The 24,223-nt window shown below is 64.3% G+C and carries 33 protein-coding genes and 1 tRNA gene; 5 read left to right on the top strand and 29 right to left on the bottom strand.

Annotation, left to right across the window (positions count from 1 at the left end):
• Positions 1-122 precede the first annotated feature (122 nt).
• Positions 123-1,607: an oxygen-independent coproporphyrinogen III oxidase gene (gene hemN / locus AC3WVS_RS20380; RefSeq protein WP_492320102.1), complete on the top strand. Its 1,485-nt coding sequence runs from the start codon at positions 123-125 to the stop codon at positions 1,605-1,607.
• A 73-nt stretch (positions 1,608-1,680) separates the two neighbouring features.
• On the opposite strand, the gene AC3WVS_RS20375 is transcribed toward hemN, so the two are convergent.
• Positions 1,681-2,511, bottom strand: a complete 831-nt coding sequence (locus AC3WVS_RS20375; protein WP_492320101.1) for a c-type cytochrome — start codon at positions 2,509-2,511, stop codon at positions 1,681-1,683.
• Between the two features lie 461 nt (positions 2,512-2,972).
• Between AC3WVS_RS20375 and AC3WVS_RS20370 the strand changes: the two genes are divergently transcribed.
• Positions 2,973-3,048: transfer RNA gene (locus tag AC3WVS_RS20370), tRNA-Arg, on the top strand.
• 54 nt (positions 3,049-3,102) lie between these two features.
• Here AC3WVS_RS20370 and AC3WVS_RS20365 read toward each other — a convergent pair.
• The 16 genes from AC3WVS_RS20365 to AC3WVS_RS20290 all read right to left on the bottom strand — a co-directional run bounded on the left by AC3WVS_RS20365 (position 3,103) and on the right by AC3WVS_RS20290 (position 11,483).
• Positions 3,103-4,134: a tyrosine-type recombinase/integrase gene (locus AC3WVS_RS20365; protein WP_492320136.1), complete on the bottom strand. Its 1,032-nt coding sequence runs from the start codon at positions 4,132-4,134 to the stop codon at positions 3,103-3,105.
• Positions 4,047-4,415: a helix-turn-helix domain-containing protein gene (locus AC3WVS_RS20360; protein ID WP_492320100.1), complete on the bottom strand. Its 369-nt coding sequence runs from the start codon at positions 4,413-4,415 to the stop codon at positions 4,047-4,049. The genes AC3WVS_RS20365 and AC3WVS_RS20360 overlap by 88 nt, the downstream gene beginning before the upstream one ends.
• The gene (locus AC3WVS_RS20355) at positions 4,412-5,422 is read right to left on the bottom strand and encodes a hypothetical protein (protein ID WP_492320099.1); all 1,011 of its coding nucleotides are present in this window, start codon (positions 5,420-5,422) and stop codon (positions 4,412-4,414) included. The genes AC3WVS_RS20360 and AC3WVS_RS20355 overlap by 4 nt, the downstream gene beginning before the upstream one ends.
• On the bottom strand, positions 5,419-5,736 hold the full coding sequence (locus AC3WVS_RS20350) for a hypothetical protein (RefSeq protein WP_492320098.1): 318 nt from the start codon (positions 5,734-5,736) through the stop codon (positions 5,419-5,421). Before AC3WVS_RS20350 ends, AC3WVS_RS20355 begins: the two co-directional genes overlap by 4 nt.
• On the bottom strand, positions 5,733-6,134 hold the full coding sequence (locus tag AC3WVS_RS20345) for a hypothetical protein (RefSeq protein WP_492320097.1): 402 nt from the start codon (positions 6,132-6,134) through the stop codon (positions 5,733-5,735). Before AC3WVS_RS20345 ends, AC3WVS_RS20350 begins: the two co-directional genes overlap by 4 nt.
• Positions 6,135-6,145: 11 nt before the next feature.
• Positions 6,146-6,622 (bottom strand): hypothetical protein, encoded by a 477-nt coding sequence (locus AC3WVS_RS20340; protein ID WP_492320096.1) that lies wholly within the window; start codon positions 6,620-6,622, stop codon positions 6,146-6,148.
• A complete protein-coding gene (locus tag AC3WVS_RS20335; RefSeq protein ID WP_492320095.1) occupies positions 6,622-6,927 on the bottom strand; it encodes a hypothetical protein in 306 nt (101 codons plus the stop codon). Before AC3WVS_RS20335 ends, AC3WVS_RS20340 begins: the two co-directional genes overlap by 1 nt.
• Before the next feature lie 8 nt (positions 6,928-6,935).
• Complete coding sequence (locus AC3WVS_RS20330) at positions 6,936-7,139, bottom strand: hypothetical protein (protein ID WP_492320094.1); 204 nt, start codon at positions 7,137-7,139, stop codon at positions 6,936-6,938.
• Complete coding sequence (locus tag AC3WVS_RS20325; RefSeq protein ID WP_492320093.1) at positions 7,132-7,374, bottom strand: hypothetical protein; 243 nt, start codon at positions 7,372-7,374, stop codon at positions 7,132-7,134. Before AC3WVS_RS20325 ends, AC3WVS_RS20330 begins: the two co-directional genes overlap by 8 nt.
• Complete coding sequence (locus tag AC3WVS_RS20320) at positions 7,374-7,532, bottom strand: hypothetical protein (RefSeq protein WP_492320092.1); 159 nt, start codon at positions 7,530-7,532, stop codon at positions 7,374-7,376. Before AC3WVS_RS20320 ends, AC3WVS_RS20325 begins: the two co-directional genes overlap by 1 nt.
• Positions 7,529-7,774 (bottom strand): hypothetical protein, encoded by a 246-nt coding sequence (locus AC3WVS_RS20315; RefSeq protein WP_492320091.1) that lies wholly within the window; start codon positions 7,772-7,774, stop codon positions 7,529-7,531. Before AC3WVS_RS20315 ends, AC3WVS_RS20320 begins: the two co-directional genes overlap by 4 nt.
• A 2-nt stretch (positions 7,775-7,776) precedes the next feature.
• A complete protein-coding gene (locus AC3WVS_RS20310; RefSeq protein WP_492320090.1) occupies positions 7,777-10,506 on the bottom strand; it encodes a toprim domain-containing protein in 2,730 nt (909 codons plus the stop codon).
• Between the two features lie 87 nt (positions 10,507-10,593).
• A complete protein-coding gene (locus AC3WVS_RS20305) occupies positions 10,594-10,842 on the bottom strand; it encodes an Ogr/Delta-like zinc finger protein (protein ID WP_492320089.1) in 249 nt (82 codons plus the stop codon).
• Positions 10,839-11,033: a hypothetical protein gene (locus AC3WVS_RS20300; RefSeq protein WP_492320088.1), complete on the bottom strand. Its 195-nt coding sequence runs from the start codon at positions 11,031-11,033 to the stop codon at positions 10,839-10,841. Before AC3WVS_RS20300 ends, AC3WVS_RS20305 begins: the two co-directional genes overlap by 4 nt.
• Positions 11,034-11,061: 28 nt before the next feature.
• Positions 11,062-11,253, bottom strand: a complete 192-nt coding sequence (locus AC3WVS_RS20295; protein WP_150981365.1) for a hypothetical protein — start codon at positions 11,251-11,253, stop codon at positions 11,062-11,064.
• Between the two features lie 35 nt (positions 11,254-11,288).
• On the bottom strand, positions 11,289-11,483 hold the full coding sequence (locus AC3WVS_RS20290) for a hypothetical protein (RefSeq protein WP_492320087.1): 195 nt from the start codon (positions 11,481-11,483) through the stop codon (positions 11,289-11,291).
• Between the two features lie 78 nt (positions 11,484-11,561).
• Between AC3WVS_RS20290 and AC3WVS_RS20285 the strand changes: the two genes are divergently transcribed.
• The 3 genes from AC3WVS_RS20285 (at position 11,562) to AC3WVS_RS20275 (ending at position 13,528) form a co-directional block, all read left to right on the top strand.
• The gene (locus tag AC3WVS_RS20285) at positions 11,562-11,984 is read left to right on the top strand and encodes a helix-turn-helix domain-containing protein (protein WP_492320086.1); all 423 of its coding nucleotides are present in this window, start codon (positions 11,562-11,564) and stop codon (positions 11,982-11,984) included.
• Between the two features lie 114 nt (positions 11,985-12,098).
• The gene (locus AC3WVS_RS20280; RefSeq protein WP_492320085.1) at positions 12,099-12,794 is read left to right on the top strand and encodes a hypothetical protein; all 696 of its coding nucleotides are present in this window, start codon (positions 12,099-12,101) and stop codon (positions 12,792-12,794) included.
• A gap of 35 nt (positions 12,795-12,829) precedes the next feature.
• On the top strand, positions 12,830-13,528 hold the full coding sequence (locus tag AC3WVS_RS20275) for a zinc ribbon domain-containing protein (RefSeq protein WP_492320084.1): 699 nt from the start codon (positions 12,830-12,832) through the stop codon (positions 13,526-13,528).
• Positions 13,529-13,686: 158 nt separating this feature from the next.
• Here the strand turns inward: AC3WVS_RS20275 and AC3WVS_RS20270 are convergent, their stop codons facing one another.
• From AC3WVS_RS20270 to AC3WVS_RS20215, 12 genes are all read right to left on the bottom strand, one after another.
• The gene (locus tag AC3WVS_RS20270) at positions 13,687-14,436 is read right to left on the bottom strand and encodes a DNA-methyltransferase (RefSeq protein WP_492320083.1); all 750 of its coding nucleotides are present in this window, start codon (positions 14,434-14,436) and stop codon (positions 13,687-13,689) included.
• Positions 14,354-14,554 carry a Com family DNA-binding transcriptional regulator gene (locus AC3WVS_RS20265; protein WP_492320135.1) on the bottom strand — a complete coding sequence of 67 codons (201 nt, stop codon included), beginning with the start codon at positions 14,552-14,554 and terminating at the stop codon, positions 14,354-14,356. The genes AC3WVS_RS20270 and AC3WVS_RS20265 overlap by 83 nt, the downstream gene beginning before the upstream one ends.
• 344 nt (positions 14,555-14,898) lie before the next feature.
• Positions 14,899-16,035, bottom strand: coding sequence for a phage late control D family protein (locus AC3WVS_RS20260; RefSeq protein WP_492320134.1), 1,137 nt, complete (start codon positions 16,033-16,035; stop codon positions 14,899-14,901).
• Positions 16,032-16,475 carry a phage tail protein gene (locus tag AC3WVS_RS20255; protein WP_492320082.1) on the bottom strand — a complete coding sequence of 148 codons (444 nt, stop codon included), beginning with the start codon at positions 16,473-16,475 and terminating at the stop codon, positions 16,032-16,034. Before AC3WVS_RS20255 ends, AC3WVS_RS20260 begins: the two co-directional genes overlap by 4 nt.
• A 3-nt stretch (positions 16,476-16,478) precedes the next feature.
• On the bottom strand, positions 16,479-19,079 hold the full coding sequence (locus AC3WVS_RS20250) for a phage tail tape measure protein (RefSeq protein WP_492320081.1): 2,601 nt from the start codon (positions 19,077-19,079) through the stop codon (positions 16,479-16,481).
• On the bottom strand, positions 19,076-19,141 hold the full coding sequence (locus AC3WVS_RS20245) for a GpE family phage tail protein (protein WP_455154977.1): 66 nt from the start codon (positions 19,139-19,141) through the stop codon (positions 19,076-19,078). The genes AC3WVS_RS20250 and AC3WVS_RS20245 overlap by 4 nt, the downstream gene beginning before the upstream one ends.
• A 32-nt stretch (positions 19,142-19,173) precedes the next feature.
• The gene (locus tag AC3WVS_RS20240) at positions 19,174-19,503 is read right to left on the bottom strand and encodes a phage tail assembly protein (RefSeq protein WP_492320080.1); all 330 of its coding nucleotides are present in this window, start codon (positions 19,501-19,503) and stop codon (positions 19,174-19,176) included.
• Between the two features lie 73 nt (positions 19,504-19,576).
• Positions 19,577-20,086: a phage major tail tube protein gene (locus AC3WVS_RS20235; RefSeq protein WP_492320079.1), complete on the bottom strand. Its 510-nt coding sequence runs from the start codon at positions 20,084-20,086 to the stop codon at positions 19,577-19,579.
• A 35-nt stretch (positions 20,087-20,121) separates the two neighbouring features.
• Positions 20,122-21,294 carry a phage tail sheath protein gene (locus AC3WVS_RS20230; RefSeq protein ID WP_492320078.1) on the bottom strand — a complete coding sequence of 391 codons (1,173 nt, stop codon included), beginning with the start codon at positions 21,292-21,294 and terminating at the stop codon, positions 20,122-20,124.
• A 107-nt stretch (positions 21,295-21,401) separates the two neighbouring features.
• Positions 21,402-21,863, bottom strand: a complete 462-nt coding sequence (locus tag AC3WVS_RS20225; protein ID WP_492320077.1) for a YiiX/YebB-like N1pC/P60 family cysteine hydrolase — start codon at positions 21,861-21,863, stop codon at positions 21,402-21,404.
• Positions 21,864-21,865: 2 nt separating this feature from the next.
• The gene (locus tag AC3WVS_RS20220) at positions 21,866-22,447 is read right to left on the bottom strand and encodes a hypothetical protein (RefSeq protein ID WP_492320076.1); all 582 of its coding nucleotides are present in this window, start codon (positions 22,445-22,447) and stop codon (positions 21,866-21,868) included.
• A 15-nt stretch (positions 22,448-22,462) separates the two neighbouring features.
• Positions 22,463-24,220, bottom strand: coding sequence for a phage tail protein (locus tag AC3WVS_RS20215; protein ID WP_492320075.1), 1,758 nt, complete (start codon positions 24,218-24,220; stop codon positions 22,463-22,465).
• Positions 24,221-24,223: the final 3 nt, after the last annotated feature.

Genomic DNA, 24,223 nt, shown 5'->3' with positions numbered 1-24,223 from the left:
ACATGACACCAATGTGACGCCCGCCGCCCGCAGGTCCAATGCCCGCGCTTGACGGCGGTCAACGCGCCAGCGGCGGTGCGGCCCTACGATGGGCCGTCATACACCCATACCCCCGCGCCCCCATGATCCCGTCTGCCATGACTTTCCCTGCGCCCGACCGCCGCGCACTGTCCGACTTCCGCGCGCTGGCCGGCCGCATCGACGGCAACGGCCCGCGCTATACCTCGTACCCGACGGCCGACCGCTTCCGCAACGGGCCCGACCTGTCGCTGTACCACGACGCACTCGCCGCCTGCCGCGCCGACGCGCCGGCGCCGCTGTCGCTGTACCTGCATATCCCGTTCTGCGAGAACATCTGCTACTACTGCGGCTGCAACAAGATCATCACGCGCGACCATGGCCGCAGCGCCCGCTACGTCAACTACCTGGGCCGCGAGATGGCGCTGGTGGCAGACCGGCTCGGGCCGCGCCGCCAGGTGCTGCAGTCGCACTGGGGCGGGGGCACGCCGACCTTCCTCGACCCCGGCGAGATGCGCCGCGTGATGGCGCTGCTGCATGAGCATTTCGAGCTGGCGGCCGAGGGCGAGCATTCGATCGAGATCGATCCGCGCCGCGTCGACCACGCCCGCATTGCGCTGCTGGCCGAGCTGGGCTTCAACCGCGTCAGCCTGGGCGTGCAGGATTTCGATCCCGAGGTCCAGCAGGCCATCCATCGCATCCAGCCGTTCGAAGAGACCCGCGCCGTGGTGGATGCCGCACGCACGCTGGGTTTCCGCTCGGTCAGCCTGGACCTGATCTACGGCCTGCCGCACCAGACCGCGGCGCGCTTTGGCCGCACCATCGAGCAGGTGCTGGCGCTGCGTCCCGACCGGCTCTCGGTCTATAGCTACGCGCACCTGCCGCATGTGTTCAAGCCGCAACGCCGCATCGACGAAAACGCCTTGCCGCCCGCCGGCGAGAAGCTCGACATCCTGGTCTCCACCATCGAGCGGCTGACCGCCGAGGGCTACGTTTATATCGGCATGGACCATTTCGCGCTGCCCGACGACGACCTCGCCGTGGCCCAGCGCGAAGGGCGGCTGCAGCGCAACTTCCAGGGTTACTCAACGCACGCCGGCTACGACCAGGTCGGGCTCGGCATTTCCGCGATCGGCGCGATCGCGGGGCGCTACGTGCAAAATGCGCGCACGCTGGACGAGTACTACGGCGCGCTCGACCACGGCCGCCTGCCGCTGGCGCGCGGCGTGGCGATGAGCGTCGACGACCACCTGCGGCGCGAGATCATCGGCGACCTGATGTGCAATGGGGTGCTCGATATCCCGGCGCTGGAAGCGCGCCACGGCATCCGCTTCGGCACGGCCTTTGCGCCGGAACTGGCCGACCTTGCTGCACTGGGCGCGGACGGGCTGGTGCAATGCACGCCGGAACGCATCACCGTGACGCCGCTGGGCCGGTTGTTGGTGCGGCGCGTGGCGATGGTGTTCGACCACTACCTGCGCGAGGACGCCGCGCGGCCCGCGGACACCGGTGCCCAGGCCGTTGCCGCCAACGATGGCGCGCAGCCGGTGCGCTTCGTGCCGCGGGCGCGGTACTCGCGCGTGGTGTAGCGGCCGCGCAGGCGGTACGGACGAAAAAAAGCCCGCGCAATATGCGCGGGCTTTTCGTTTGCAGCAGGCGGACTTACTTGGCGGCGTTGGCCATGTAGTCCGAAGCGGCGATCACGTCCGCGTCCGGGCCGGCGTAGCCACCCTTGGGCGGCATCACGCCCTTGCCCTTGAGCGCAAAGTTGTGGACCGCGTCCATGCCTTCCTTCAGGCGCGGCGCCCAGGCGGCCTTGTCGCCGAACTTGGGCGCACCTGCCACGCCGGCGGCGTGGCAGGCGGCGCAGACCTGCTCGTAGACCTTCTTGCCCACGTCGGCCGAGGCGGCCGGCGCAGCAGCGGCGGCCGGACCGGCGGCGGCATCAGGGGCTGCGGCGGTCGCCGGCGCGGCGGCAGCCGGGGCAGCCGGTTCCGGGAACTTGGCGCCGCCGGCGTCGGCCATGTAGACCACGGCACGGGCCAGTTCGTAGTCGGCGTAGTCGTCCGGCGTGGTGCCGGCGCGCGCGGCCATCGCGCCCTTGCCGTTTATCACCGACTTCATCAGGCCGTCAAAGCCCTGGCCGATGCGCGCGGTCCAGTCGCCAGCGTTGGCGTACTTGGGTGCACCCGCTGCGCCGGTGGCGTGGCACGCGGCGCAGATTTCCTTGTAGACCTGCTCGCCCGTCTTGAAGACGCGCGGCGCATTGGGATCCTTGATTTCGAGCGAGGCGACCGGCTTGATGCGGTCGTTGACGGCTTCCGCCGTGGTGGCGGCGCCGGCGCTTTCAGTCGAGCCGTGTCCGACAAAGTTGACCAGCAGAATGATCACGATGATCGGCACCAGGAAAGCCGCGATCACAACTGCGATCAGCTGCTTCGGGGTTTTGATGGGAGACTCGTGTTCGTCGTGTTCGTTGTGGACGTCGCTCATACAGAACTCTCAGTTTTGCAGGAAACCTTCTGGCCGCTTACGCTCGGCTTGCTTATTCTGGCCCGGTCTTGGTCACTCGCTGACCGCTGTCCGGCCCCATCCGGGCCGCCCGTGCTGGCTGCGGCCCTTGCCTGACTTGGGTCTGTTGCTATTTGCGCGCTGCGGACTGTCTCCCGGACCGGGCCTGATTGTCGCCGACAACAAGCCGCGCGGCCTTGACCCCGGTCGACTCATTGCATCGGCGGTGTGGCGGGCACGATTTGACGCAAATAGCTGGCGATTATAGCGCCAAAGGCCCCCCGCCAGTGCCAAAAAGCGGCGGTTGCGAGACGTTCCCTGAAGCCCCTGGCGGGCCCGCATGGACGGCACGGGGCAAACGCGGTATCCTATGCGACTTTCCTGCGGCGGCACTCGCCCGCCGCAACCGCTGTACCCACAAACCGGTTGCAAAACCGTCCTGTGCGCCCGTAGCTCAATGGATAGAGTACTGCCCTCCGAAGGCAGGGGTTGCTGGTTCGATCCCAGCCGGGCGCGCCAATCCCCACAAGGGTTTCCCGCTTTTCCCACCACCGCCGCGAAGGGCGACTGTAGCTAAACTGCAGCTAACTTCGGTGCCGGCATCTCCGTCAGCGGCGCCACCCACTGCGCCAAATGGTCCGCCGACAGGTGCGCATACCGCTGCACCATCTCCATCGTTTCCCAGCCGCCCAGCTCCTTGAGCACCTGTAGCGGCGTGCCGCGCTGCACGTGCCAGCTCGCCCAGGTGTGCCGCAGATCGTGCCAGCGGAAGTCCCGGATCCGCGCGCGGTCCAGCGCCTTGCCCCACGCGGCCGTGCTCGTCTGATGCACCGGCTTGCCCCGGTAGACGAACACCGCCGCGACGTGCTCGGCCTCGCGCTTCTTCGGTAGCTGCCGGCGCAGCACGGCCACCGCCGTGTCCGACAGCGGCACCGTGATGGCCTTACGCGCCTTCGCCTGGTCAGGATGGATCCACGCCACGCGCCGCGCCAGATCCACCTGTGACCACTGCAGCCCGGTCACGTTGGCCCGCCGCAGCCCCGTTTCGAGGCTGAAGCGGGCCATGTCCGCCAAATGCTCGGGCAGCTCGGCCAGCAAGCGCTCGGCCTCGGCGGCGGTCAGCCAGCGGATCCGCTTGCTGGCCACCTTGGAGCGTTTGCGCTTGGGCACGCTGTCCAGCCACCCACACTCCACCGCAGCATTGAGCACCGCCGTCAGCACGCCGATCACGCGCCGGACGGTGCCGGCGCTCACCGTGCCTTCCAGCTCCTTGAGGCCCTGCCTTGTCCGTACCGTGCGGCGCTCCGCCCGTTTGGCCCGGGCAATCGCATCCACGCGGTCGCGGTCGATCCGGCCCAGCTCCACGCCGCTCAGGTGCGCGTCGAGCCAGCGCAGGTGAATCTTGCTGGTTTCCAGACTGGCCAAGCCGGCCCGGTCCTCGACATAGCGCACCACGGCATCGTTCCACGTGTAGCGGGGCCGCGCCCCCAGCTTGGCCTGATTCCACAGATCCACCTTCAGGCGGTCGTGCAGCTCCTGCGCCTGCTTTTGGTCGACGGTGCCAGTGCTTCCTTGTACCGGAGGCCCGCCGCCCGGGGGGTACAGCTTGTAATACCAGTTGTTGCTACCTTTGCGTTTGAAGAGCGACATGGCTCACCTTCCTTTGCCTGGTCGCCTTGCACAACTCGCGGGATCCATTGTCCGGCGAGGTAACGCTCCAGGGCAATCGTTGAGAACATCCAGCGTTTGCCGACCTTGCGGCCGGGTAACTCCCCGGCCTTGGCCTTGAGCCGCACCGTCTCCGGGTGCGCCCCGAGCAGCGCGGCCGCGTCCACCAGGCCGACCGAGCTGGGGGCCGCGACCGATGTGGCGGAATGCACCGTCATGCGGCACCTCCCGGCGCGTCCGGCTCGATCCCCGTCGCCAGTAAGCGACGGCGGATAGTCATCGCGCGGGCCTGCGAGCACCCGACAAACTGGCGGATGGCCGCGACGGTCGGCTTGAGTTCGCCGCGCCGTACCGCCGCCGCCACCTGATCGTCATCCGCAGGACTGGCGCCGCTACTGGCTTCGTTACTCGTATCGCGCCGCGTAGTCACGGCCCCCGCCCGCAGCGGGCTGGCGGGTAACGCTGGCGCGCAGGTAGTGGCACGCAGTGATGCGACGCGCAGCCACAGCACGCACCCCACCAGTTCCAGGCAGATCACCGCGACCAGCTGGGTGACCAGCAGCACCGTTTCAGCGTGCGCACCGGTAGCGGCGGCAAACAGGCGCGCGGCCGGATCGAGTCGGGCCTGGTCGACGCCCGCCGCATGGCTCAGCGCAGCGGCACGGACGCTCTCGTCCTGCCGGATGGCCCGGCGCGCTTCCTGTTCCTCCACGTCGAGCGCCTCGGCCCGTTGCTGCAGCGCGGTGATCCGCGCCGCCCCGAGCGGGCAATTGCGGCAGTTGGCGGCCGCGGCCTGCAGCCGCGCGATATCGCCGCGCACCGTGGCCCGTTCGGCACTGACCACGGCGAGCGGCCGCGCTACCGCCCGCGCCTCCATCGGCATCGACGCGGCGGCCTCGATCTGGCGTTGTGCGCGTGCATCGCCGGCGTGGCCATTGGCCGCCGCGAAGAAGGCCAGATGGCCCCACACCACGGAGGCCAGGCATGCGCACCATAGCGCCCAGCCGGCGACCGGCATGCGCCTGCCCGTGGCCAGCGCAGCGGGCAGCTGGTGGACCGCCAGCGTCAACAGGACGGCCACCGCAGCGGTCAGCGCCCGCTCGCTCAGCGTGCCAAACCGATTCCAGGCGCCGGCCGCCGACAGCCACGCGGCAACCAGAGAACACGCCGCCGCCAATGCCGTCATGCAGCCAAGCGCCACCCGCTGTTCGCGTCGTCCCATCATGCGCCCTCCGTGGTCGGTGTTCGCGGGGTCGGGATGCAGCCCAGCTCGCGCGGACCAGCGAGGCGGGCAGTGAATCGCGCACCTCGGGGCGGGCGGCTGATCAGATTGCGCTGCACGCACGCAATCGCTGTCTCCCCAGAGCGTGCGCGGGCATACCACGTCGCGCAGTAAGTCGGCTTCTTCGTCGGGCCGGCCACGATGTCGACGGCCCACGTCTTCCATTCCTTGTCGCGCCAGAAGGCGGCAGCCACCGCTGCATCGCCGAGGGGGATATGCGGCGCCGCCACGCGGCCGTTGTACTCGCGCTGGGTCATGCCATCACCTTGCTGGGGTCGGCCCAATGCAGCGCATAGATCAGCATCGACAGCCGCGCTCGCCAAGGCTTTTCGAGATGCGCGGCCTGGTGCACCTCGACTTGGATGGGCGCACCCGTCGACGTATCGAGCGGTTGGCCGGCGAGCAGTTGCGCTGGTGCCAGATCGTCCAGCACGGGCGAGCCGGACACCCACCAGGCGTACTCCAGCGCGGGGTGCTCCACGCGCGGCCCTTCGACAAGAATGGCCTCGGCAATCGTCAGCAGGTTCTGACGTGTTGTCGCCGGGAAGTCGGCAAGGATGGATCCTTTGGCCGCTTCCTCAGGATAGAGGCCGTTGCAGATGATCTGCGCGACGCGCTCGGCGTAGGGCGAGACAGGCAGGGAATCGGTGGTCATGGTCATGCTGCTCACTGGATGTTCAGGATGTCGCCGGCAGCCACGGGGCCGCTGACTGCTGCTTTGCTGTTCACCCGTAGCGTGGCCACCAGTAACTGGCGCCGCGTGCAGGCTTGCTGCAAGTCGTCGGTCAGGTTGAGCGCCTGGCCGATGGTGCGGAACTCATCACCGTTGACGCCCATGCGACCACGCGCACGGAACCGCTTGCCGACCTCGGCAATGGCAATCACAGCTGCGTACATGGCGTCGCGCAGTGCGTGGTTATCGGCGAAGTACAGGGTGGCGACCACCTGCCCGACATTGATGCGGAAGGCGAGGGTGTGCCACGCTGCTTCGGTGGCGGTTCCGTCGAGGATCTTGCTCAGCTCGATATGCGGCACGAGCTGCAGATCTGTCTCGGCTTTGCTGCTGAACCGGTAGCACGAGGGCAGGCATTTCTCGTGTGGCTTGTGGGTGGGGCGGTTCTTGCGGTGTTTGCTGGCTGGCATCACTGCACCTCGCTGGCGTTGTTGCTCGGTGTTTCGGCGTTGTCTTGCGTCGTGCCGGCCGCTCTCAGATCGGCAAGCGCAACGGAGTAGTAGTGACGGCCTTGGTGATTCCACAGGGGCGCGCCGGCCCACCGCAGCCAGCGACGGATGATTTCGCGGCCGATGTGCTCGGCCAGTTCGCCGGCAGCGCGGTCACGGATAGGTGCTGGATTCGCCTGGGCGATGTGCCAAAGCGAGGAAATGTGCTCGTCCGTGTAGTGCGGCAGCTTGTTGGTGTCGATCTTGAAAGTCACTTCGTGTTGCATGGTTTGGCTCAGTCTTCGAAGTCGCCAGCGGCGCGGCGCTTCCGGTCAACGGAAGGGGTATGCGACCGGGATTGGTCCCGAGCGGCCATGGCGCGAGCTGCAGCCGCAACTGCGGCGCGCAGCATCTCCGACATGGCGTCGAACGGGGTGGCGATGCGCAGCGCGCGGTGCGTGTGACGCAATTGCGCATCCGTGACGATGGGCTTAGCCATGGCGACCCTCACGGCGAATGAAGCCGTCCCACACGCCACGGCCGTAGCACAACGTGAAGAACACGCTCACCACAAACATGCCGGGTTCGCTGGTGGCGGTCGTCAGGTACAGCCACGCAGGCTGGCCCGACAGACCGATCAACGCGGCCCAGCGCGCGCGGTGCGGGCCGGCATTGAATAGGTAGACCGACACGACGGCGGCAGCGACCATCCAGAGGTTGAGTAGGGCATACATCAAGCGGCCCTCCCAATGGCGTGGGCGCTGCAGAAGCGCGGCGATTCGAGCAGGCCATCCAGTGCGTCGAGCTGGGCATCCAGACGCGTGCGTGCCAGCGCCGTGAATTCCGTGCGCACGCCGTCGTGTGACACGATGCAGACAAGGAAGGCCATCATGACTCGCTCCCTTTCAATTCTTCCGGGCTGGGCAGGCACACCACCTCACCTTCTGCAAGGCTCTTGCTGCCTTCTTCGAGATAGAGGCAAAGCTCGTACACGGTGCCGTCATCTGCTTTCACTACAAGCCGCTGCGCGGCCCACGTGTGGACAGGCCCATCACCAGGTGCAGTTACCCGATAGCGCACGGGCTTCACCTCAACGGACACAGCCTTATGGATGTAGGTCTCGATACTGGACATGCTCACGCTCCTGTGTTGCCCGAGCGGTCCTCGAAGACCCAACACTTGATGGTGTCGGGGCGCTTCGGGGCGTGTGTATGCTCGGCGTTGAAACGCGCGTTGATCGCGCTGTTGACCACCCGCAGATCGATGAACTTGCGTGCACGCGAGGTCTTGAGCACGCGCTTCAGGTCGGTCAGCGGGGGAAGGTTCAGGCGGCGGTCATTCGCCACCTGTTCGAAATGGCGCAGGCTGATGGCGATGACGCCACCGCCGCGAGCGTGGTTGAGCACCGCGAGATCGTCCTCGGCGGACTCGATGTGGTCGTACAGCTCCCAGAATTCCTGCACGAGCGGGTGATCGGCGCCGATGGCTTGCTGGCGCTCCACCGCCATGCGCACGATTTGCGCCTGTGCGGCGTCACGGTAGTCGCGCGGCAGGGGTACGACAATGGGCAGGCAATCGACCAGGGCCATCACCTGCGCGTGGTTCTTCACCAGGCGCTGGTGCTTCACTTCGGGATTGGCAGCCAGCACGCCCTGGTAGTGGGCCATGCGCTCTACGAAGCGCGCCAGAATGTCCTTCTCTTTGAGGATGGCGGACAGCAGGAACCCGGACACGTCTTCGGCCGCCATCTGTTCCAGCGCACGTGCTGCGGCGAAGGTTTCCGGGCTCTGGCCGGCGCGGTCGAAGTACAGATGCACGATCCGCTGCAGCACTGCGTCGCTGGCGTTCACCTCGGCGTTCTGGCTGATGACCACACTGCCGCGGAAGGGCGGCTCGTAGGTCTCGTTACCGCCGTTCTTGACACCACGCGCCCGTGTGCTGCGGCCGTTGTAGGCGGTCTTGAGCTCGTTCCAGTCGAAGCCCTTCACTTTGGCGCCGTCTTCGCCACGGTCACCCTCGATCAAGACCACCGGCAGGTTCGACACCTGCGCAAAGTTCCGCGCACGGGCCGCAAGAGATGACTTCGACGGGTCGAAGCCTTCATAGTCGCGACGGCCGCACAGCTTCCACAGGAACTCGATCAACGTGGATTTACCCGCGCCGGGTTCACCCACCACTTCAAGGAAGGGAAAGCTCTTCTGTTTGATGCCCTCGCCCTCGCGGATCTGCTCGGCGAACAGGCTGCCCAGCCAAAATGCGAGCGCCACGATGGCCTTGGCGCCGAACGCCCGCCACAGCAGTTCCAGCCAGTCGTAGTTCAGACTCTTCAGGTCCGTGTTGATGGCCAGACCGGCGGATCCGCCGATGGTCTTGATGGACAGGCGGCCAACGTCGAAGAAGTCTTCGTCATTCAGGGAATAGAGCTTGCCGTCCTTGACCGCGACATCGGCATAGACGTAGCAGCCGTGCTCCTTCGAATAGCCCACGAAATCGATGGTTTGCACGCTCTTGATGCGGTGCATCTGCTCCTTCAGATACGCATCGAGTTGGCCGTTGGAGCCCGTATAGAACGCACCCGGTGCGACTGCGAGGAGGCGCTTCTTGAACTCGCCAGCCGATGCGATCTGCGAACTGGTGAAGGTGTTCTTGGCCGGCTCCGAATCGTGCGGGAATGCCACGCGGAAGTAGTACCAGGCTTCGTCGGTCGCCGCGTTCGCCTGGTAGTACAGGACGCTGGGCAGGCAGGTGGCGATGTTTGTAATGGTGCCCGCCTTGAGCATGGCTTCATCACGGATGTCACCCTCGTCCATGTCGGGGTGGGCGTGGCGCACCGCGTCCATTTCCTTCGTCAGCGCGTCCAGATCCACCTTGAACCAGTACAGCTTGCTCTCGAAGTCGAACGCAAACTGGCTCATGCTGGTGCGGCCGTAGATCAGGCGCGCCTTCTCTGCCGGGGTGGGCGCCGCAATCAGGTCGCCGAGATAGCGGTAATCACCGATGTCGTGGTCGGACAGCTTGCCGAGCTGGTGCAGGTCGTTCCAATCGCGCTTCTTGGCACCGACCTGTTTCGGCACCGCGATGGAGGCTTCCCAGCCTTCTTCGCGGGAACGCTTCAACCATTGCTTGCCATACCGGATACCAGCCTTGTCGCCGTCGAGCGCCCACACCAGCTTCGGCCGTTGCTTGCCATTGGCGGCGCATTGCTCGGCAAGGCCGCGCAGCGCAAGACCCGGATAGTTGTTGCAGGACATGGCCGACGCTGCGGCGATGCCGTGATGCACGAGGGCAATGTTGTCGAAGATGCCTTCGACAATCCACAGCTCTGCCACCTCGGTGAAGCTGCTGCCCGGTGGTTGCCACCACATGCCGCCGTAGCCACCGTGAAACGTCGCCTTGCGATCACCGAAGCGATGCGCCTGGTCGATGATGCGTTCCCAATAGATACCTGTCGCGAGCTGGAAGCGAACCGTGGCGCTGCCGATCTGCAGCTCGTGGCTGTAGTAGCTCTCCTGCGTGTACCAGTCGCGCACCTTGGCAAGGTCGAAGCCGCGCGAGTCGCGCATGTATGCGTCGGCGGATGCCTTCGGGTTCTCGGGCGTTGGCTTGAAGCGGTCCGACCAGCTCTCGAAAAGATCCGGGTACAGATCCTTGATGTGCAGCTCGGCGCCGCAATGGTTCAGGCGGTTGCAGCGCACCACCCACGGCGCTTCGCCATAGGCCCACAGCGTTTTCTTGCCGCAGGACGGGCATACGCCGTTCTCCAGCTTCTCGCCGCCACGCTTCGCCTTGAAGTTGTAGTCACGGAGCAAGCGGCTCGCAGCCTCGCGCAGGATGGCATCCGTGTTGTCGCTACGGGTTGGGTTCATGAATCTTCAGGCAAAAGGAATCCCGCACGCCCGGCAAACGGGGCGCGTCGGTGTGAATCAGCAGGGGTGAGGGGGGAGAGACCTAGATCAGGTCTTCAGCAGGTCCAGCTGCCTGTCATCCACGGCGGACGCACGCTGGCGGGCGACCGGCAGGTATGCCTGCGGGTTCGGCTTCATGCTCGGCGCGATGGTGGTGATGACAGAAGTGATGGCCTTGCAGGTATAGGCACAGTCAACGCTGGGGCATTGCCAGTAGCTCTCTTTGGAGAGCAGAGACACCACGCGGCTGGTGCGGATCTTCATGCGCGATTCGCAATGTGGGCAGGTCAGTTTCACAGCGATTTCCCCGGAGGTACAACCAATTTAAAAGCACGGCGTTTGCCCGTCATGCGCTCAGCAGCGCGCCGGATTCGGGTCTTGACCAGCCATTCGGCGGCCTGTTCTATCGTTGCCAGACCTTGCTGCTGGCGCACTTCTTCCAGCACTGCCTCTATTTGCTCGGTCAGTTGGATTTCGATGTCCGGCATCTTCTCGGCAGCTCAAAAGTGACTTTGTTCAGGCGCTACGCGTCTCTACATTCGAACCCAGCGCCAGAAGCTCTTCGGCTTCACGGAAGATCATCTGGCGCAGCAGGGTGGCGGGCTGCTCGCCCTGGTAGTTGGCCAGGGCGGTGATGAGGTCGAACTCGTAGTCGTTGAAGCGCAGCACCATGCGGTTGTCGCGCACTCGTTTCGGATCGGGATACATGCGGTCCTCGACTGAAATGTGAATGGTGACGACGCTCAGGACGAGCGGCTTTCGTAGACGGCAAGGCCCTCAAGCAGCACCAGGCGGGCCAGGCTCGACACGGAACGGTTCTCCGTGATTGCGAGACGTTCCAGCTTCTGCCGCTCTGCTGGGAGCAGGCGAACGCACACCGGTTTGTCGCTGAGAACCCCACGAGGGGAGCGGGTCCGAGGCGCTTTGGCTTGGATCATGGCGGATATACTTGTGTGAGTTAGCGTTGCACAACAGAATTATCTGCACGTTCGTGCAGATAGTCAAGGATAAAAGGCATGAATGTGCATTTCGGTGAAAGGCTCGCCGAGGAACGAATTCGGCTGGGGCTTTCGCAGGCAGTCATGGCCCAGCGCGGCGGCGTAGCCATTCGGACATATTCGAACTACGAAGCGGGGGATCGCGAACCGGGTATTGCTGCTCTAGCAAACTGGCATCAGACCGGCGTCGACGTGTTGTACGTCGTGACGGGCCGCCGATCCGGTACAGAGTTGCCACCTGACGAGGAACTGGTGCTCTGCGGTTTTCGCAAGCTCGATGCTCGCGGCCGCGCCGGAGTACTGGCGTTGATCAGCGGGATGCAAGACCAGCCTACGTCGAGCGTACGGATCAAGGGCGAGGTTGGGCAGTATGTTGAAGGTGATCTCACGGTGACCCAGCCCTTCACAATCAACATGGGTCGGAAAAAGAAGAAGGAATAACCCGAGAAATCTGCATCGGGTTTAGTCGAGAGAGTGTGGCGCTATGACGCCCGCCGTTTCGGGAATGTAGGGGTCGCTAAATCTTGTCGTGAAGCAACAATTTTTGACGGACCAATGAACGGAAAAGAAGTCGCAATTGAAGGGGATGTCGGCCAGGTAGTTGCAGGGAACGTCGTACACAAAGGTGCGAAGGCGTCTAGCCAGCTCAGCAACGTAATCACCATCAGCACGGGTCAACCAGCGCCACCTATCAGGACGATCACTGACCTTCAGCGCAGACGCATCAACGCGAAGGTGAAGGAGGTGATGGATGCCGCTAGTATCGAGAGCCAACTCGATGTGTATTCGATTGTTCTGACCGACTTCGGCATACAGAAAATCGTCGACCTACCTTGCGAGCAATTTAAGCCGGTCATGGCCATGCTCGACAACTGGATCGCGGAGGAGCGGGGACAGCGATCCAGTGGCCCACGTGTTGAGCAACAAAGCGAACACGCTCCTCGGCCAGTTGATGCGATTCATCACCGTCTCGACCAGTTACAGAAGTCGATTCGTGTTCTCCGCGCTACCGCTATCGGCGCTGTGCTGATTCTTGCTTGCGGTGCATATTCCGTCTATGCGTTCCTGCCAAGCGCAATCGCGAAACCTTCACGGGTATGCCATCAAGATGGCAAGACGCATTCCATCGGTAGTGTTATCCGCATGCCAGACAATGCAATCTACGAGTGCGACGCATCTCAGTCATCAGATGGAGGCGCTGCATGGCAGCCGGCGCGGAATTTGGGTAGTGCTGGAAAACGCCGACCTTGAGCTGGTCGTTAAATACAACAACAGGAACAATCGAAATGGCTTTGGTCAACTGCAGCGAATGCAATAGAGAGATTTCGGACAAGGCGAACGCGTGCCCACATTGTGGCGCCAGAGGGAAGAAGAAGGTTAAAGAGATCGTCGCGGGCATCGCAGTAGTACTCATTGCCGTTAGCATTCTCGGCCAGTGCATTGGTAGTCCAAGCGAGAAATCAAAAGCACCTGCTGAAGACCAGAAGCCCTCAGCGCAATCAAGCGATAGTAGGCCCCCCACAACGGCCGCTGTGCCGACCATTGGCCGAAGCACATCCGCAGTGTTGGGAAGCATTGCGGCCATCGAGCGAACGTCCACGCCGTTGAGGGATGGGACACCGCGCGAGAACGTGAAGCTCAGCAAGTATCTGGTCCTGGAGACTATCGGCGAGAAAACCGACTTAAATCGCTACACGCTAATGTTCGGGCTCGCAAAAGATGACAAGGTTTCGGCTGTTGAGACGGGCCTTCTGGCAGCGACTATTCTGGCGAACACATTTCCCGACTGGGGAAAGCAAGGTGGCAAAGACACAGCATTGAACTGGGTGGGGAATGCAACTGCCCAGTTAGGAGCCAATATCAAAAAGAACAAAGACGACCCAGAACCCGTGGTGCTGGAACGTGACGGGCTTCGCATTCGATACACGGCAACGCCGGGTCTAGGAATCTTCTTCATTACTGTCGAGCCGCTGACGGCCACATAGTTGGAGGCTACAGTGGGGCGCCACGTTAGCCCTTGGGCCAAAGGCAGGTCGACTAGTTCTGCTCTCCGGCGCGCAATCTTGGCGCGCAGGTGGACCACCCGGTCAGGACAACGTGGACTGGCACCGGCAATGCTTCGACCGCTGGTGCCGGGCTTCAATCAGGCTGCCACTGGCGTGCCCGTCGCGAGGCGATCATTGGCAGCCTCGTGATAGCTGGGCTCCAGCTCGCAGCCGATCCAGTGGTGGCCGGCCTCTTTCGCGGCGACAAGAAACGTCCCGGAACCGGCGAACGGGTCGCACACCACGCTCCCCGGCGGCACCAGGCGTACCACTTCGCGTGCCAGCCCCATCGGCTTCTCAGTCATATGGCGCTTCGGGCGTGGCAGTCGCTCGGCAAACACACCGGGCAGATGCACCTTGTGATCGGTCGGTACAGCGCCCTTCGTTGCCCACACCATGAATTCCGCCTGCTGCGAGAACCCGCCCTTACGGGGCCGCGCGCCGCCGGACATCTTGTCCCACACGGCGATGCTGCGCCAGATGAAGCCGGCGCCCTGAATGGCATCGGTTAGGCTGGGGAGCTGGCGCCAGTCCACAAAGCAGACGAGCTGGCCGCTATCCTTCGTGGCCCGGAACGCTTCACCCAGCCAGCTCATGCACCAGAACGTCCATGAACGCTGGTCCTTGTTGTCGTGGTGGAACTCGGGATAGACGGTCTTCACGTCGCCACCAATGTATTTGCTGCCGGGTGACTGCGCGCGGGTGCTTGCATGCAGCCCGCCCGACGAATAGGGCGGATCCGTGAAGAACAGGTCGACGGACTTGTCAGGCAGGCCGCGCAGCATGTCCAGTGCGTTGCTGCGATACAGGCAGTCGAGTTGAGCCGGCGCGTTGGCGGTCGGGTTCATGGATGGCATCTCCAGTACACGAAGCTCGCGGGCTTTCTGGTGTGGGGCGCTCGGCCCTCAGTTGGTTCATCGTGCCGCATCGTGGGCACTTGATGGCCAGGCGAACGTACTCGCCCATGCCAAGCTTACGGTTGCAGCTGCCGCAGCGGATTTCCTGCATTTTCTTGCTCTTCCAGCGATGTGCTAGGATGCCGGCGCCTCGCGAGGTGGCGCGGCCCTGGCCGAACTGGCAGGCTGCTTCTGCTGGAACGGGGCGGGGCCAGTGCTCCAACACCGACCACGTCGCCGCGTCTTTTTCTCCGGTGCCGGTAACTAACCGGCGTGCCCCTTGCGAGGCCCCCATTCCTTCCGATGCGCGATGTGCGCGTCATACGTCATGGAGCCAGACCATGATGCCGTGCGCGCGCGAGCCGCGCACTCCCTACGTGTTGTCCATACTGCACCCACAACAGCATTGCGTGTCTAGTCGGTCAGCTCCGAAGGCTTGATCTCCAGCTCCAGCGTCGTGGTGTAGCCGTGGTCCGACAGGTTGTGCGTGACGCGGGTAATGATCCAGCGCGTACTGTCGATCTGAGGTTTCCAGCCACGCACGACTGCAGGCAGCTCGGGAAACAGCTCCGCACGGCCGCGAGCGAGCGTCATGCGGAACGATGCCACACCGCGCTGGATTCGCTGCCATTCCGCACGCGCCGCACGCTCCGCGTTGGTCTTCGACGCATAGGTGTGGCGCAACACCTTCACGTTGTCCGGATTGGGGTTGGCCATCACATCGGCCACCGTCTTCTTCTGCCCCTTCTTGCGCTTCTTCGTCGGCGCCGGCTTGGTGACCACCTTCACCGCGTTGGACGCATCAATCACCACCTCGCCCTTCACCGCGCGCCGTGCGTCCTGGTAGTACGCCTTCACGCCGTTGTAATTCTCCCGGTCGGCGATCAGGAAGCTGTGGATGTCGCCACTGGCGCGCGTGATCTCCACCGTGGGCAGCTTGATCCCCGTTGCGCTCTGTGCGCCCCCCGTCTTGATGAACAGGAGTCTTCCACCCTTCACCGTGGCGATAGCATCGTGGTCCTTTGCCAGGCGAGTCAGGAAGTTGGCATCGGACTCCCCCGTCTGGTCGATGTGGTCGATCACCAGCCCAAGCAGCGAGGGTGACACCACGTGCGTCAGCGCATTCTTGGCCGCGATGCCTCCGACGATGGCCCCAATTGTCTGGCCACGGAATGAGCGCTCCTTACGGGTGGACATGCCGCTGGCCAGGTCAACGCTGCGCGCACGGATGGTCAGCCTGTCGGGCGGCCCAGAGTGCTCCAGTTCGTCAACCTTGTACTGGCCCTTGTCGACCACGCCCGTGTCCTGCCAGCCGATTCCGAGCGAGAGTGTGGTCCCCTTGTCAGGCAGCGCAAGCATGCCGTCTGCATCGTCCAACTCGATATCGAGCTGGTCTGCCTCGAAGCCCCGGTTGTCGGTGAGCGTCAGAGAAATGAGCCGGCCAGCGAAGCGGTTGGTGATGTCCTTCGGGCCTTGCCGCAGTCGATACATGGGCACGGCGGCCTTGCTGACGATGGACTCCAAGACGGTGGATAATTCCATGGCGTTCAGAGGATGCTGGAAACGACAGTGGAAGCCAGGTTCATGACCGCCTCGCCAATAATCTGCTCGAGCGTGCTGTCCACGCGTGTCAGCTTCAGCGAGAACTCAATGCGGCGCGCCTTGCCGTCCTTGAAGAAAAGGGTACGGGTCACCGACAGCGAGTCGATCTCGAACATGCCGTAGTAGTGTCCGGTGCCCTCGATCAGCACATAGGACAGCCCGAGGTTGCCCATCACGCGTAGTACCTCGATGGTGTTGTCGCCGCCGCTGATTTCCGGCAGCAGCACGCCGGATAGCGTGACGGTCTCGTCGTCGGGTCCGGTGAACTGCCGCGATGGGCGTTTGCCCACCCGGTTGTTCGACGGGTGGCGCCAGCCAATCTGCTGCTGGAACTCCTGATAGGGCGCCGTCTCCAGTGCGAAGACGAACAGCCCGAGGGCCATCATCATGGGTCAATCCTTATCGGTAAGCCGCGACCGGCCACGGGCGCTCTTCTGTGCCTCCAGCCGCTCGATGCGCTCGGCGACCAGGCGGGCGATCAGCTGCTCGTCCGCACCGGCCGGCGGGTGAATGTTGATGACGATAGGGGCGGCGGGCGCAGCCATCGGAGCGCCACCCGCGCGGGAGGCGGCTGAGATGGGCGGACGGCTGTCGATGCTGACGCCGGCCGCAGCCGAGCCGGTGCCGATGGCAATGCCCGCACCGATGCCCGCCATGGAGCTGGCCACCTTCGACACCACGTCGAGCGGGCCGCGCTGGTTCTGCGCAAGGCCCTGTTCCAGCCCGCTCATGGTGTACCCGCCCAGCTCGGCGAATACCCGGCTTGGCGAGTGGATGCCGAGCTTCTCCTTGAACCACCCGACGACGCTGTCGCCCACGGACACGATGGCCTCGCGCACGGCGCCCACCCGGCTCGTGATGCCGTTCACCAGCCCCTGCAGCAGGTTGGCGCCAAACTCGCTGAATTTCTCCGGCAGGTCGGAGCCGAACCAGCGCAGCACCGGCGCGACGATGTTGTAGAGGGCGCCCATCAGCGACCAGTTGGCAATCAGCGACAGGATGCCGCCCAGCCCACCCTGAAACGCTGTCGTCACCTGTGCCCACAGGCCGGTGAAAAAGTTGCGGATGGGATCCCAATACTTGATCAGCAGGAACGCCGCTACACCTATGGCAGTCACCGCCAGGCCGATGGGATTCAGCAGGAAGACGCGCCCCACGAAGCTGAAAGCGGTCATTAGGAAGTTGAAGGCGCCGGCCAGGCGCGCGACGATGCCCACACCTCCACCGAGCTGAATTCCGAGCATGGCCATGCCGTAGCGGGCAATCACCATCGGGCCGAAGACGGCCGCGAGCGCCAGCGTCAGGCCGCCCATCACCGTCAGCAGCACGCCCACCGCAGCAGCGCCCTTGATGAGCCAGCCCACAAGCTGCGGATGTGCCTCCGCGAACGCATTGAAGCGGTCCGTCAGGCGGCCCACGGTGTCCATTAGGCTGACGAGCGTTGACCGCAGGACTTCGCCGCCCGCGCTACTGGTGTTGAACATCTGGTTCTGCAGGCGCTGCCAGCGCGCCGAGATGGTCTCCTGACGCGCGGAGAACTCCCGCGACATCGATCCTTCTGCCTTCGTGCCGTTGGCCAGCTTCAACTGGCGGTCGAACTCTTCGGGCTTGTCGACCAGCTTGGCCAGCGTGTCCGAGTGCTCCATGCCCACCAGCTCGACCATGACGCCAATGCGCTTGTCTGCCGGCAGTTTGCGCACGGCATCGATCACCTTGAACAGCGTGCCCGTGGCATTCGTCGCCATGCCCTTCTGGATCTCGGTGGTGGTCAGCCCGATCTCGGACACCGCCGCGTGGAATTTCTTGGTGCCCTTCTCGGCAGCGGCGAACTTCTGGACGATGGCGTTGATGGCGGTGCCCGCCGTCTCCGTGCGCTCGCCCAGCGTCAGCAGCGTGGACGCCAGAGCGGCGGCATCCTTCGCCGGCATGGCCACGCCCGACACCACGCCAGAAATGCGGTTCAGGACATTGATGATGTCATTGCCCTTGCTGATCGCGTTGTCGTCCAGATAATTGATCGTGTCGGCCAGCCCCATGATGGCGTTGGTCGGGATCCGGAAGATCTTGGCGACCTTGCCCATGCTCTCGGCGATCTCGTCCGGCACCGCATCGAAGGCTGTGGCCATCATCGCCACGGTGCGGGTGTACTCGATCAGCTCGTTACGGGGCACCTCCATACGGGCGCCGGCCGTCACCATTTCGGCGATCTGTGCCGTGGGGATCGGCAGCTCTTTGCCAAGCTGGCGGATCTGCCGCGCCATGTCGTAGTAGATGTCCGTCAGCTTGCCGCTTGGCTCCCGCGCTCCTTCCACCTGACGAGCGATGCCGAGCATGGCGTCCTCGAACGTGACGTAATCCTTCACGGCCTTGGCAATGGGCGCCAGCACAATGCCACCAGCCGCCGCAGTCGAAGCGCCGGCATTGAGCATGGCATTCCGGGTGCCCATGCCCTTCTGGTATTGGGATTGCGCGGCGGCAAGTGCGCGGTGGCGCTCGCCAACGACTCTGAGCTGTGCCTGCTGTTGGGCCAGCGCCTGCGTTGTGGTGTCGATGCGCCCGCGCAGGTCGCGCTGTGCCTGGCCAAGGTTCGTCGTGCTGATGCCCGCCGCATCGAGCCGTCCGCGCACGGCCACAAGGCTCTGCTGCAGCTCGCCGCCCCGCTGCTTGAGCGCCTGTGCCTCCCGCACTGCCGTCTGGAAGGCACGCGACATGGCGGCAGTAGGCTTGTCGGCCGCCGCGATCTCCTGCGCCAGTGCCTTCACGCGCGCCTGCGTGGCGCTCAACTGGTTCTCGGTGATCGCGGCGTCTTTGGACAGCTTGCGGAAGCTGTCGATGTTGGCCTGCGCCCGGTTCAGGTCTTTGAGCTGGTCACGGGTGGCCTTCACTGCCTTGGCCAGGTCAGAGCTGCTGCCCATGATGGCGCGGAACGGGCGCGTCATGCGGTCGACGGCCTGCAGCACGACTTCCAGCCTGAGGTTACGGGGTGTGCTCATTCGTCAGATCCGCTACGTTCGTAGGCGCGCTCGCGCCACTCCATCAGCTCTGCGACCCCCATGGCGTACATCACCTCTGGGGGCCAGTGAAAAATTACTGCAACGTCTGCGATGGCGTGCTCGACTCGGTCTGGAAGTTTTCCTCCTTGGCCGACTTCGGCAGCAAAAAACCGGTCACCGCCGTTCCCAGCTGGGTCAGGTCAGCCGGATCCAGCTTGCTCACGTCGTGCTGGGTGAGCGTAGGGGTGGTGATGCGCGGCAGCACGGTGTGCAGGGCGGTCACGTCCATACGCATCAGGTCGACCAAGCTGCAGCCGCGCAGCTCGCCCGAGCCGGGCTTGCGCACCGTGATGGTCGTGATGGTCTGCTCGCCGCGCTTGATCGGTTGGTCGAGGGTGATATCGGTGGAGGTCGGTTGGGTCATGGCGTCGGAATGGAAGAAGAGAGGTATGCAGGAATGAATGGGCCAGCCCGAAGGCCGGCCCACGTGTGGCCCGTTAAAGGCCCATGGCGCGGCGCTGGCCGGCCAGTCGATCGACACCGAAGATCACTTCGATAAAGTTCACGTGGTCGATCTCGCACCAGACTTCGCCATTGACGGTCAGCTTGTAGTAGCTGACCGACGACTTGACCTTGAACTGGCTGTTGTCGCCTGCCTTGGCGTTGCCCATGTCCAGCTCGGTGTGACGGCCGCGAATGATGACCTCGACCGAATCGGTGTCGCTTTCGTCGTCACGTTGGAAGGCGCCAGCGAAGCGCAGCAGCACACCCGATACGGAGGTGATGCCCCATTCCTTGAAGATGGCGCGCATGATGCCGCCGTAGGTGGCCTCCAGCTCCATCTTCTCGGCGCCGAGGTCGATGTCGACCGGGCCGTTCATGCCGCCCGCCCGGTACTCTTCGAGCTTGCGGGTCAGCTTCGGCAGCGTGATCTCTTCGCTTTCCCCCACAAAGCTCTCGCCGTTGTGGAAGACGTTGAAGTTCTTGAGTTTGCGTGGCATAGCCATGGCAGATCCCTTTCAGGTGTTGGTCGCTCGCACGCCTACGCGTTGACGGCTTCCGCGAATTGCATGAGATATCGGTCGGTGATGCGCTGGCGCAGCGTCAGGTTTTCCAGCGGCGGCACAGGCGTGTAGTCGTAGTCGATGCCGAGCTGGCCATCCTTCAGCGAGTCCTTGGGGTTGAACTCCGGGTCGTACCAGGCGGAGCCGCCGAGCAGGTAGCCGTTCCGCGTCAGCGAGCGCATCTTCCCGTTGATGCCTTCCACGATGTCGCGTACGAGCGACGGCGTCATCGGCAGATCCATGGCCCAGGCGTGTGCCTCGGCCATCGTATCCGCCAGCACCTGTGCCGTGCGGGTGTAGTTCTCGAACTGGAAGAGCGGATCGGAGCTGCAGGTGCGCGAACCCCAGAAGCGGAACCCTTGGAAATTGATCAGGGTGGTGACGTCGTTCTGATTCAGGTAGCCAGCGTCGGTGGCCGGATCCTGCAGATCCCAGAAGACGTCCTTGGATAGCCCGGTCACGCCGTTGATGGCCACATTCGACAGCGTCTTGTGCCAGCCCACTTCGTTGTCGAGCTTCGCACGCAGGCCCAGCGCGCGCGCCGTGGCAAACAGGGTGGTCTCGGCGTTAGCCACCGTGTCCCAGCCGATGAAGTCGGGCCAGATGGTCATCAGCTCGCGCTGGCCGAAGTTGTCGCGGTAGGCTACCGCTTCTTCCTTGGTCTCGCAGCCGAACGCCGACACATAGGCGAAGGCGCGCAGCTTCTGCGCGATGCTGGCCAGCTCCGTGGCCACCGGGAGGCTGTCCATGCCCGGAATGCCGAGAATGCGCGGCGTGACGCCCAGGCTGTTCTTGGCCGACAGCAGCGCCTTCATGCCGGTGAATCGGCCGTTGGCATCGGTGCCGCCAATCAGGTTGCTGGTGGTCTCGGCGTCGGTTGCGCCCTTGGCCACGCGCACCACGACGGTCAGCGGGTTGGCCTGGTCGGTGATGGCGTCCAGCGTCGGTGCGAGGGTGCCCTTGTCGCCAGCCTTGCCAAGCGACGACATGGGGCTGGTCAGCAGCACCGGCTTGTTGAGAGGAAAGACCGTCGCGTCCGCGTCTTCAGCGATACAGACGATGCCGGGCACGGCGGTCGCGATGGTACGAATGGGGCGGGTGCCTTCGTTGATTTCAACGACACGTACGCCGTGGTGGTAGTCAGATGGCATGCAGTCCTCCGGGAGTGATCCTGACGATGGTGGGATCGTCCCGGTAGGATGCTGCGCACGCGCGAGGCTGTCTCTCGAATGATGTTGTACGCCTGCGGCGCACAACATCAGGCGCGCAAGGACATGCGCAACGATTCTGCGGGTGGAAGCATCCAGAGATGCTGGGGATAGACGCGGCGGCGGAACTCTGGCCGAACGAGCGGCTGGCCAGCCGAATCAAACGCCCACGCCACCAGTTCGGAACAGAACCACGCGTCGTCGCACTGCCAGTCCCGGCGCAGTGCGAGTCCGGCCAATGCCGAATAATCGTAGGGCTTGCCGAGCTGGGACGCCGCAGCGTCGATCACGGCCCGTGGATCGCGCGCCGGCAGATCTGCTATCGCGAAGTCTGCACTCCGGGAAAGCGCATCGGCCAGCGGCGCGCGGCGCACGCCGTGAAGCGCCACGGCTTCAATCACACTGTCACCATCGACAACGGCCACATGCGACCAGCGCGACCACGTGAAGGCACGAATGGCCACCGACAAGGGCAGCCGGGTGGTGGAGAACAGGACACGCACGCTCGGCATGGTCAGTTTGCCGCGTTGCCGAGGTTCGCGACCTTGGCGTTGATGCCGTCGATTGCGGCGTTGGCGATCGCGGCGGCGGCATCGGCCGTCAGCGCATTGCGCACGCCTTCTTTTGCCTTCAGGCGCGCGTCGCGAATTGCGTAGAGAGCGGCATTCCATGCAGCGGCCTCGGCGATGATGTTATCGGCCGCTTGCTTCGCGGTCCAGTTCTTCGCGTCGGCCCAACTCTTGACGCTAGGCGGACATTCGCCGGCGTAGCCGCCGGCCTGGTAGCCCTTCGCCTCGGCCTCGGCGATCTGATACTCGGCCGCGCGCAGCGGATCGCCGGCGACAGCCAGGCGGGCCGCGTCTGCTGCTGCGTCAATTGCCGCGCACAGCGCAAGACGGATTTGGCCGAGAGAGGGCGGGGCGGGGTCTACTGCAATCGGCCGGCCATTTTCGTCCGGCTCGATCGCGGCCCCGCGCGACCGCTGGGCCTGCATAAGCAGTTCGTGCTCGTCGTCGGACACCTCTACGGCATCGCTCGGAATCCCATCTCCGAAAATGTCGGGATGAAAGAATCGGGGGTGTTTGTAGAACCACATGGTGCGGATCTCTCCTTAGTAACCGAGCGCGCGCCAGTTGACCGTCATGCCAACGGGCGAACCATTCGAGTAGGAATAAACAGGGAAGCCCCACGGTTGCCATAGCCCCGTGCTGACAGTCGAATCGCTTGCGGCGGCATTGGCCGTAACAAGCACGTCGAGAACCCCGTTGGGGAAGGATGTCGGAAACGTGACGGTGGCGCCGCCGGCGGCCGTGGAGACTGTTCCCCATTGCTCCACAACCCCGCTGGGACGCTTCTCCCAGCCATTTCCCGCAAGGGACGCAGCGAACGTGCTGGAATACCTGAGCGCCTCACGCCCGCCAACGATGTACCAATTCGCGCCATTGCTGACGAGTACCAGGTCGTTGAGGTAGGTCAGCGGAATTGAGGTCACCCCGCTTGCGGGCGTGCCATAGATCAGGTTTGTGCCGGAGCGAGACAGGGTTGCATTCAGCGAGGTAACGCTCAGGAATTCGAGACGCGTACCGGCCGGAACGGCGGCCGCATCGGGAAGGGTGAGCGCGACGGCCGACGACGCGGCGACAACAATCGTACTACCGCAATACGCCAGCGGGATAGCGCCAGACGCCGCAACGACATTCCACGCGGAAGATTGCAGGCCAGCACGCTTCACGGCTTCCATCGTCGCGATCTTCTTCGTGACGTCAAACTGAGCCGGCGTCGTTGAAGTAGGCGTGCCGGTGAGATCTGGCGATGCCAGCGGGGCCTTGAGCGCAAGGGCGGCTGTTACGGTTGCGGCGAAGTTCGCGTCGTTGCCGAGGGCGGCGGCGAGTTCGTTGAGGGTGTCGAGTTGGGCCGGCGACGCATTGACCAGGGCGGCAAGCGCGGCGGCGACAAACGCCGTGCTTGCGGCCTGGCGCGTAGCCGTTCCGAGGGGGGCGGTGTCGACCTTGGGAATACCGGAAAAATCCGGCGATTCGAGCGGCGCGAAGTACCCGGCCCCCACGCGTTTAAATGCGAGCGGCGTCGCACCGACGATGATTGCGCCATCGGTGGTCAGTTGCCAGACGGAGTCGCCATTTATGGCGCCCTGCTCGATCGGGATAAGCATGCCGGCGGTCACTTCCAGGCCGCTGTCCGCATCGGTCGCGCGCGACCAGGCGCCGGCGGCGGCGACATAGACCCCGTTGTCTTTCGCGGCGGACTGGTCTTTGACCAGGACGCGAGCACCGGGGGTCAATACGATTGCGTCGACGGTTTGCAGACCAGAGAGAGCGGCGAGGGGGCCGGTGGTGGCGACAAGCGCGGATTGCTTCGCGTCGCGCTTGTCTAGCTCGCTCGCGATCTGGGTGTCAACGTACGACCGGGTGGCAAGAACGATGGACGGATCCACCTTCAGCTCGACGGTCGCGCCGCTGGTGTTGAGGCAAACCAGGCGAATGACTTGGGTGCGCGCCGAGCCTTCGGCCAGCACGGGCTTGTAAGTCTCCGGGATGTTTGCGTAGTAGCACAGGGTGCCGTCTTCGGAATGGATGCCGGCCTCGCGAATCCACCAGCCGCCCTCAGTCTCGGGGATGACCTGCTCGGCGATGAATTGGCTCTGGTTCGCTGCGTCTTGCGTGATCGAGTTAATCGCGGCGCGACGGCGCTCATTGATGAGCGTCTTGCGGTCACGGGTCGGGATAGGCAGCGCGCCGTTGCCATCGCCAACGGACATCGCCGTGAATTTCAGAGCGACGCCGAGCGCCTGAGCATTGGCGAGCTTGGCCTCGCCTTCAGCGGTGGGGAGGAGGAAGTAGGTTTGCGCCATGGC

It is taken from the genome of Cupriavidus sp. CPT47-8839-RL05A (assembly GCF_058792255.1).
Note: the sequence above shows the minus strand (reverse complement) of the source record. Positions and strands in the feature narration are given on the sequence as shown.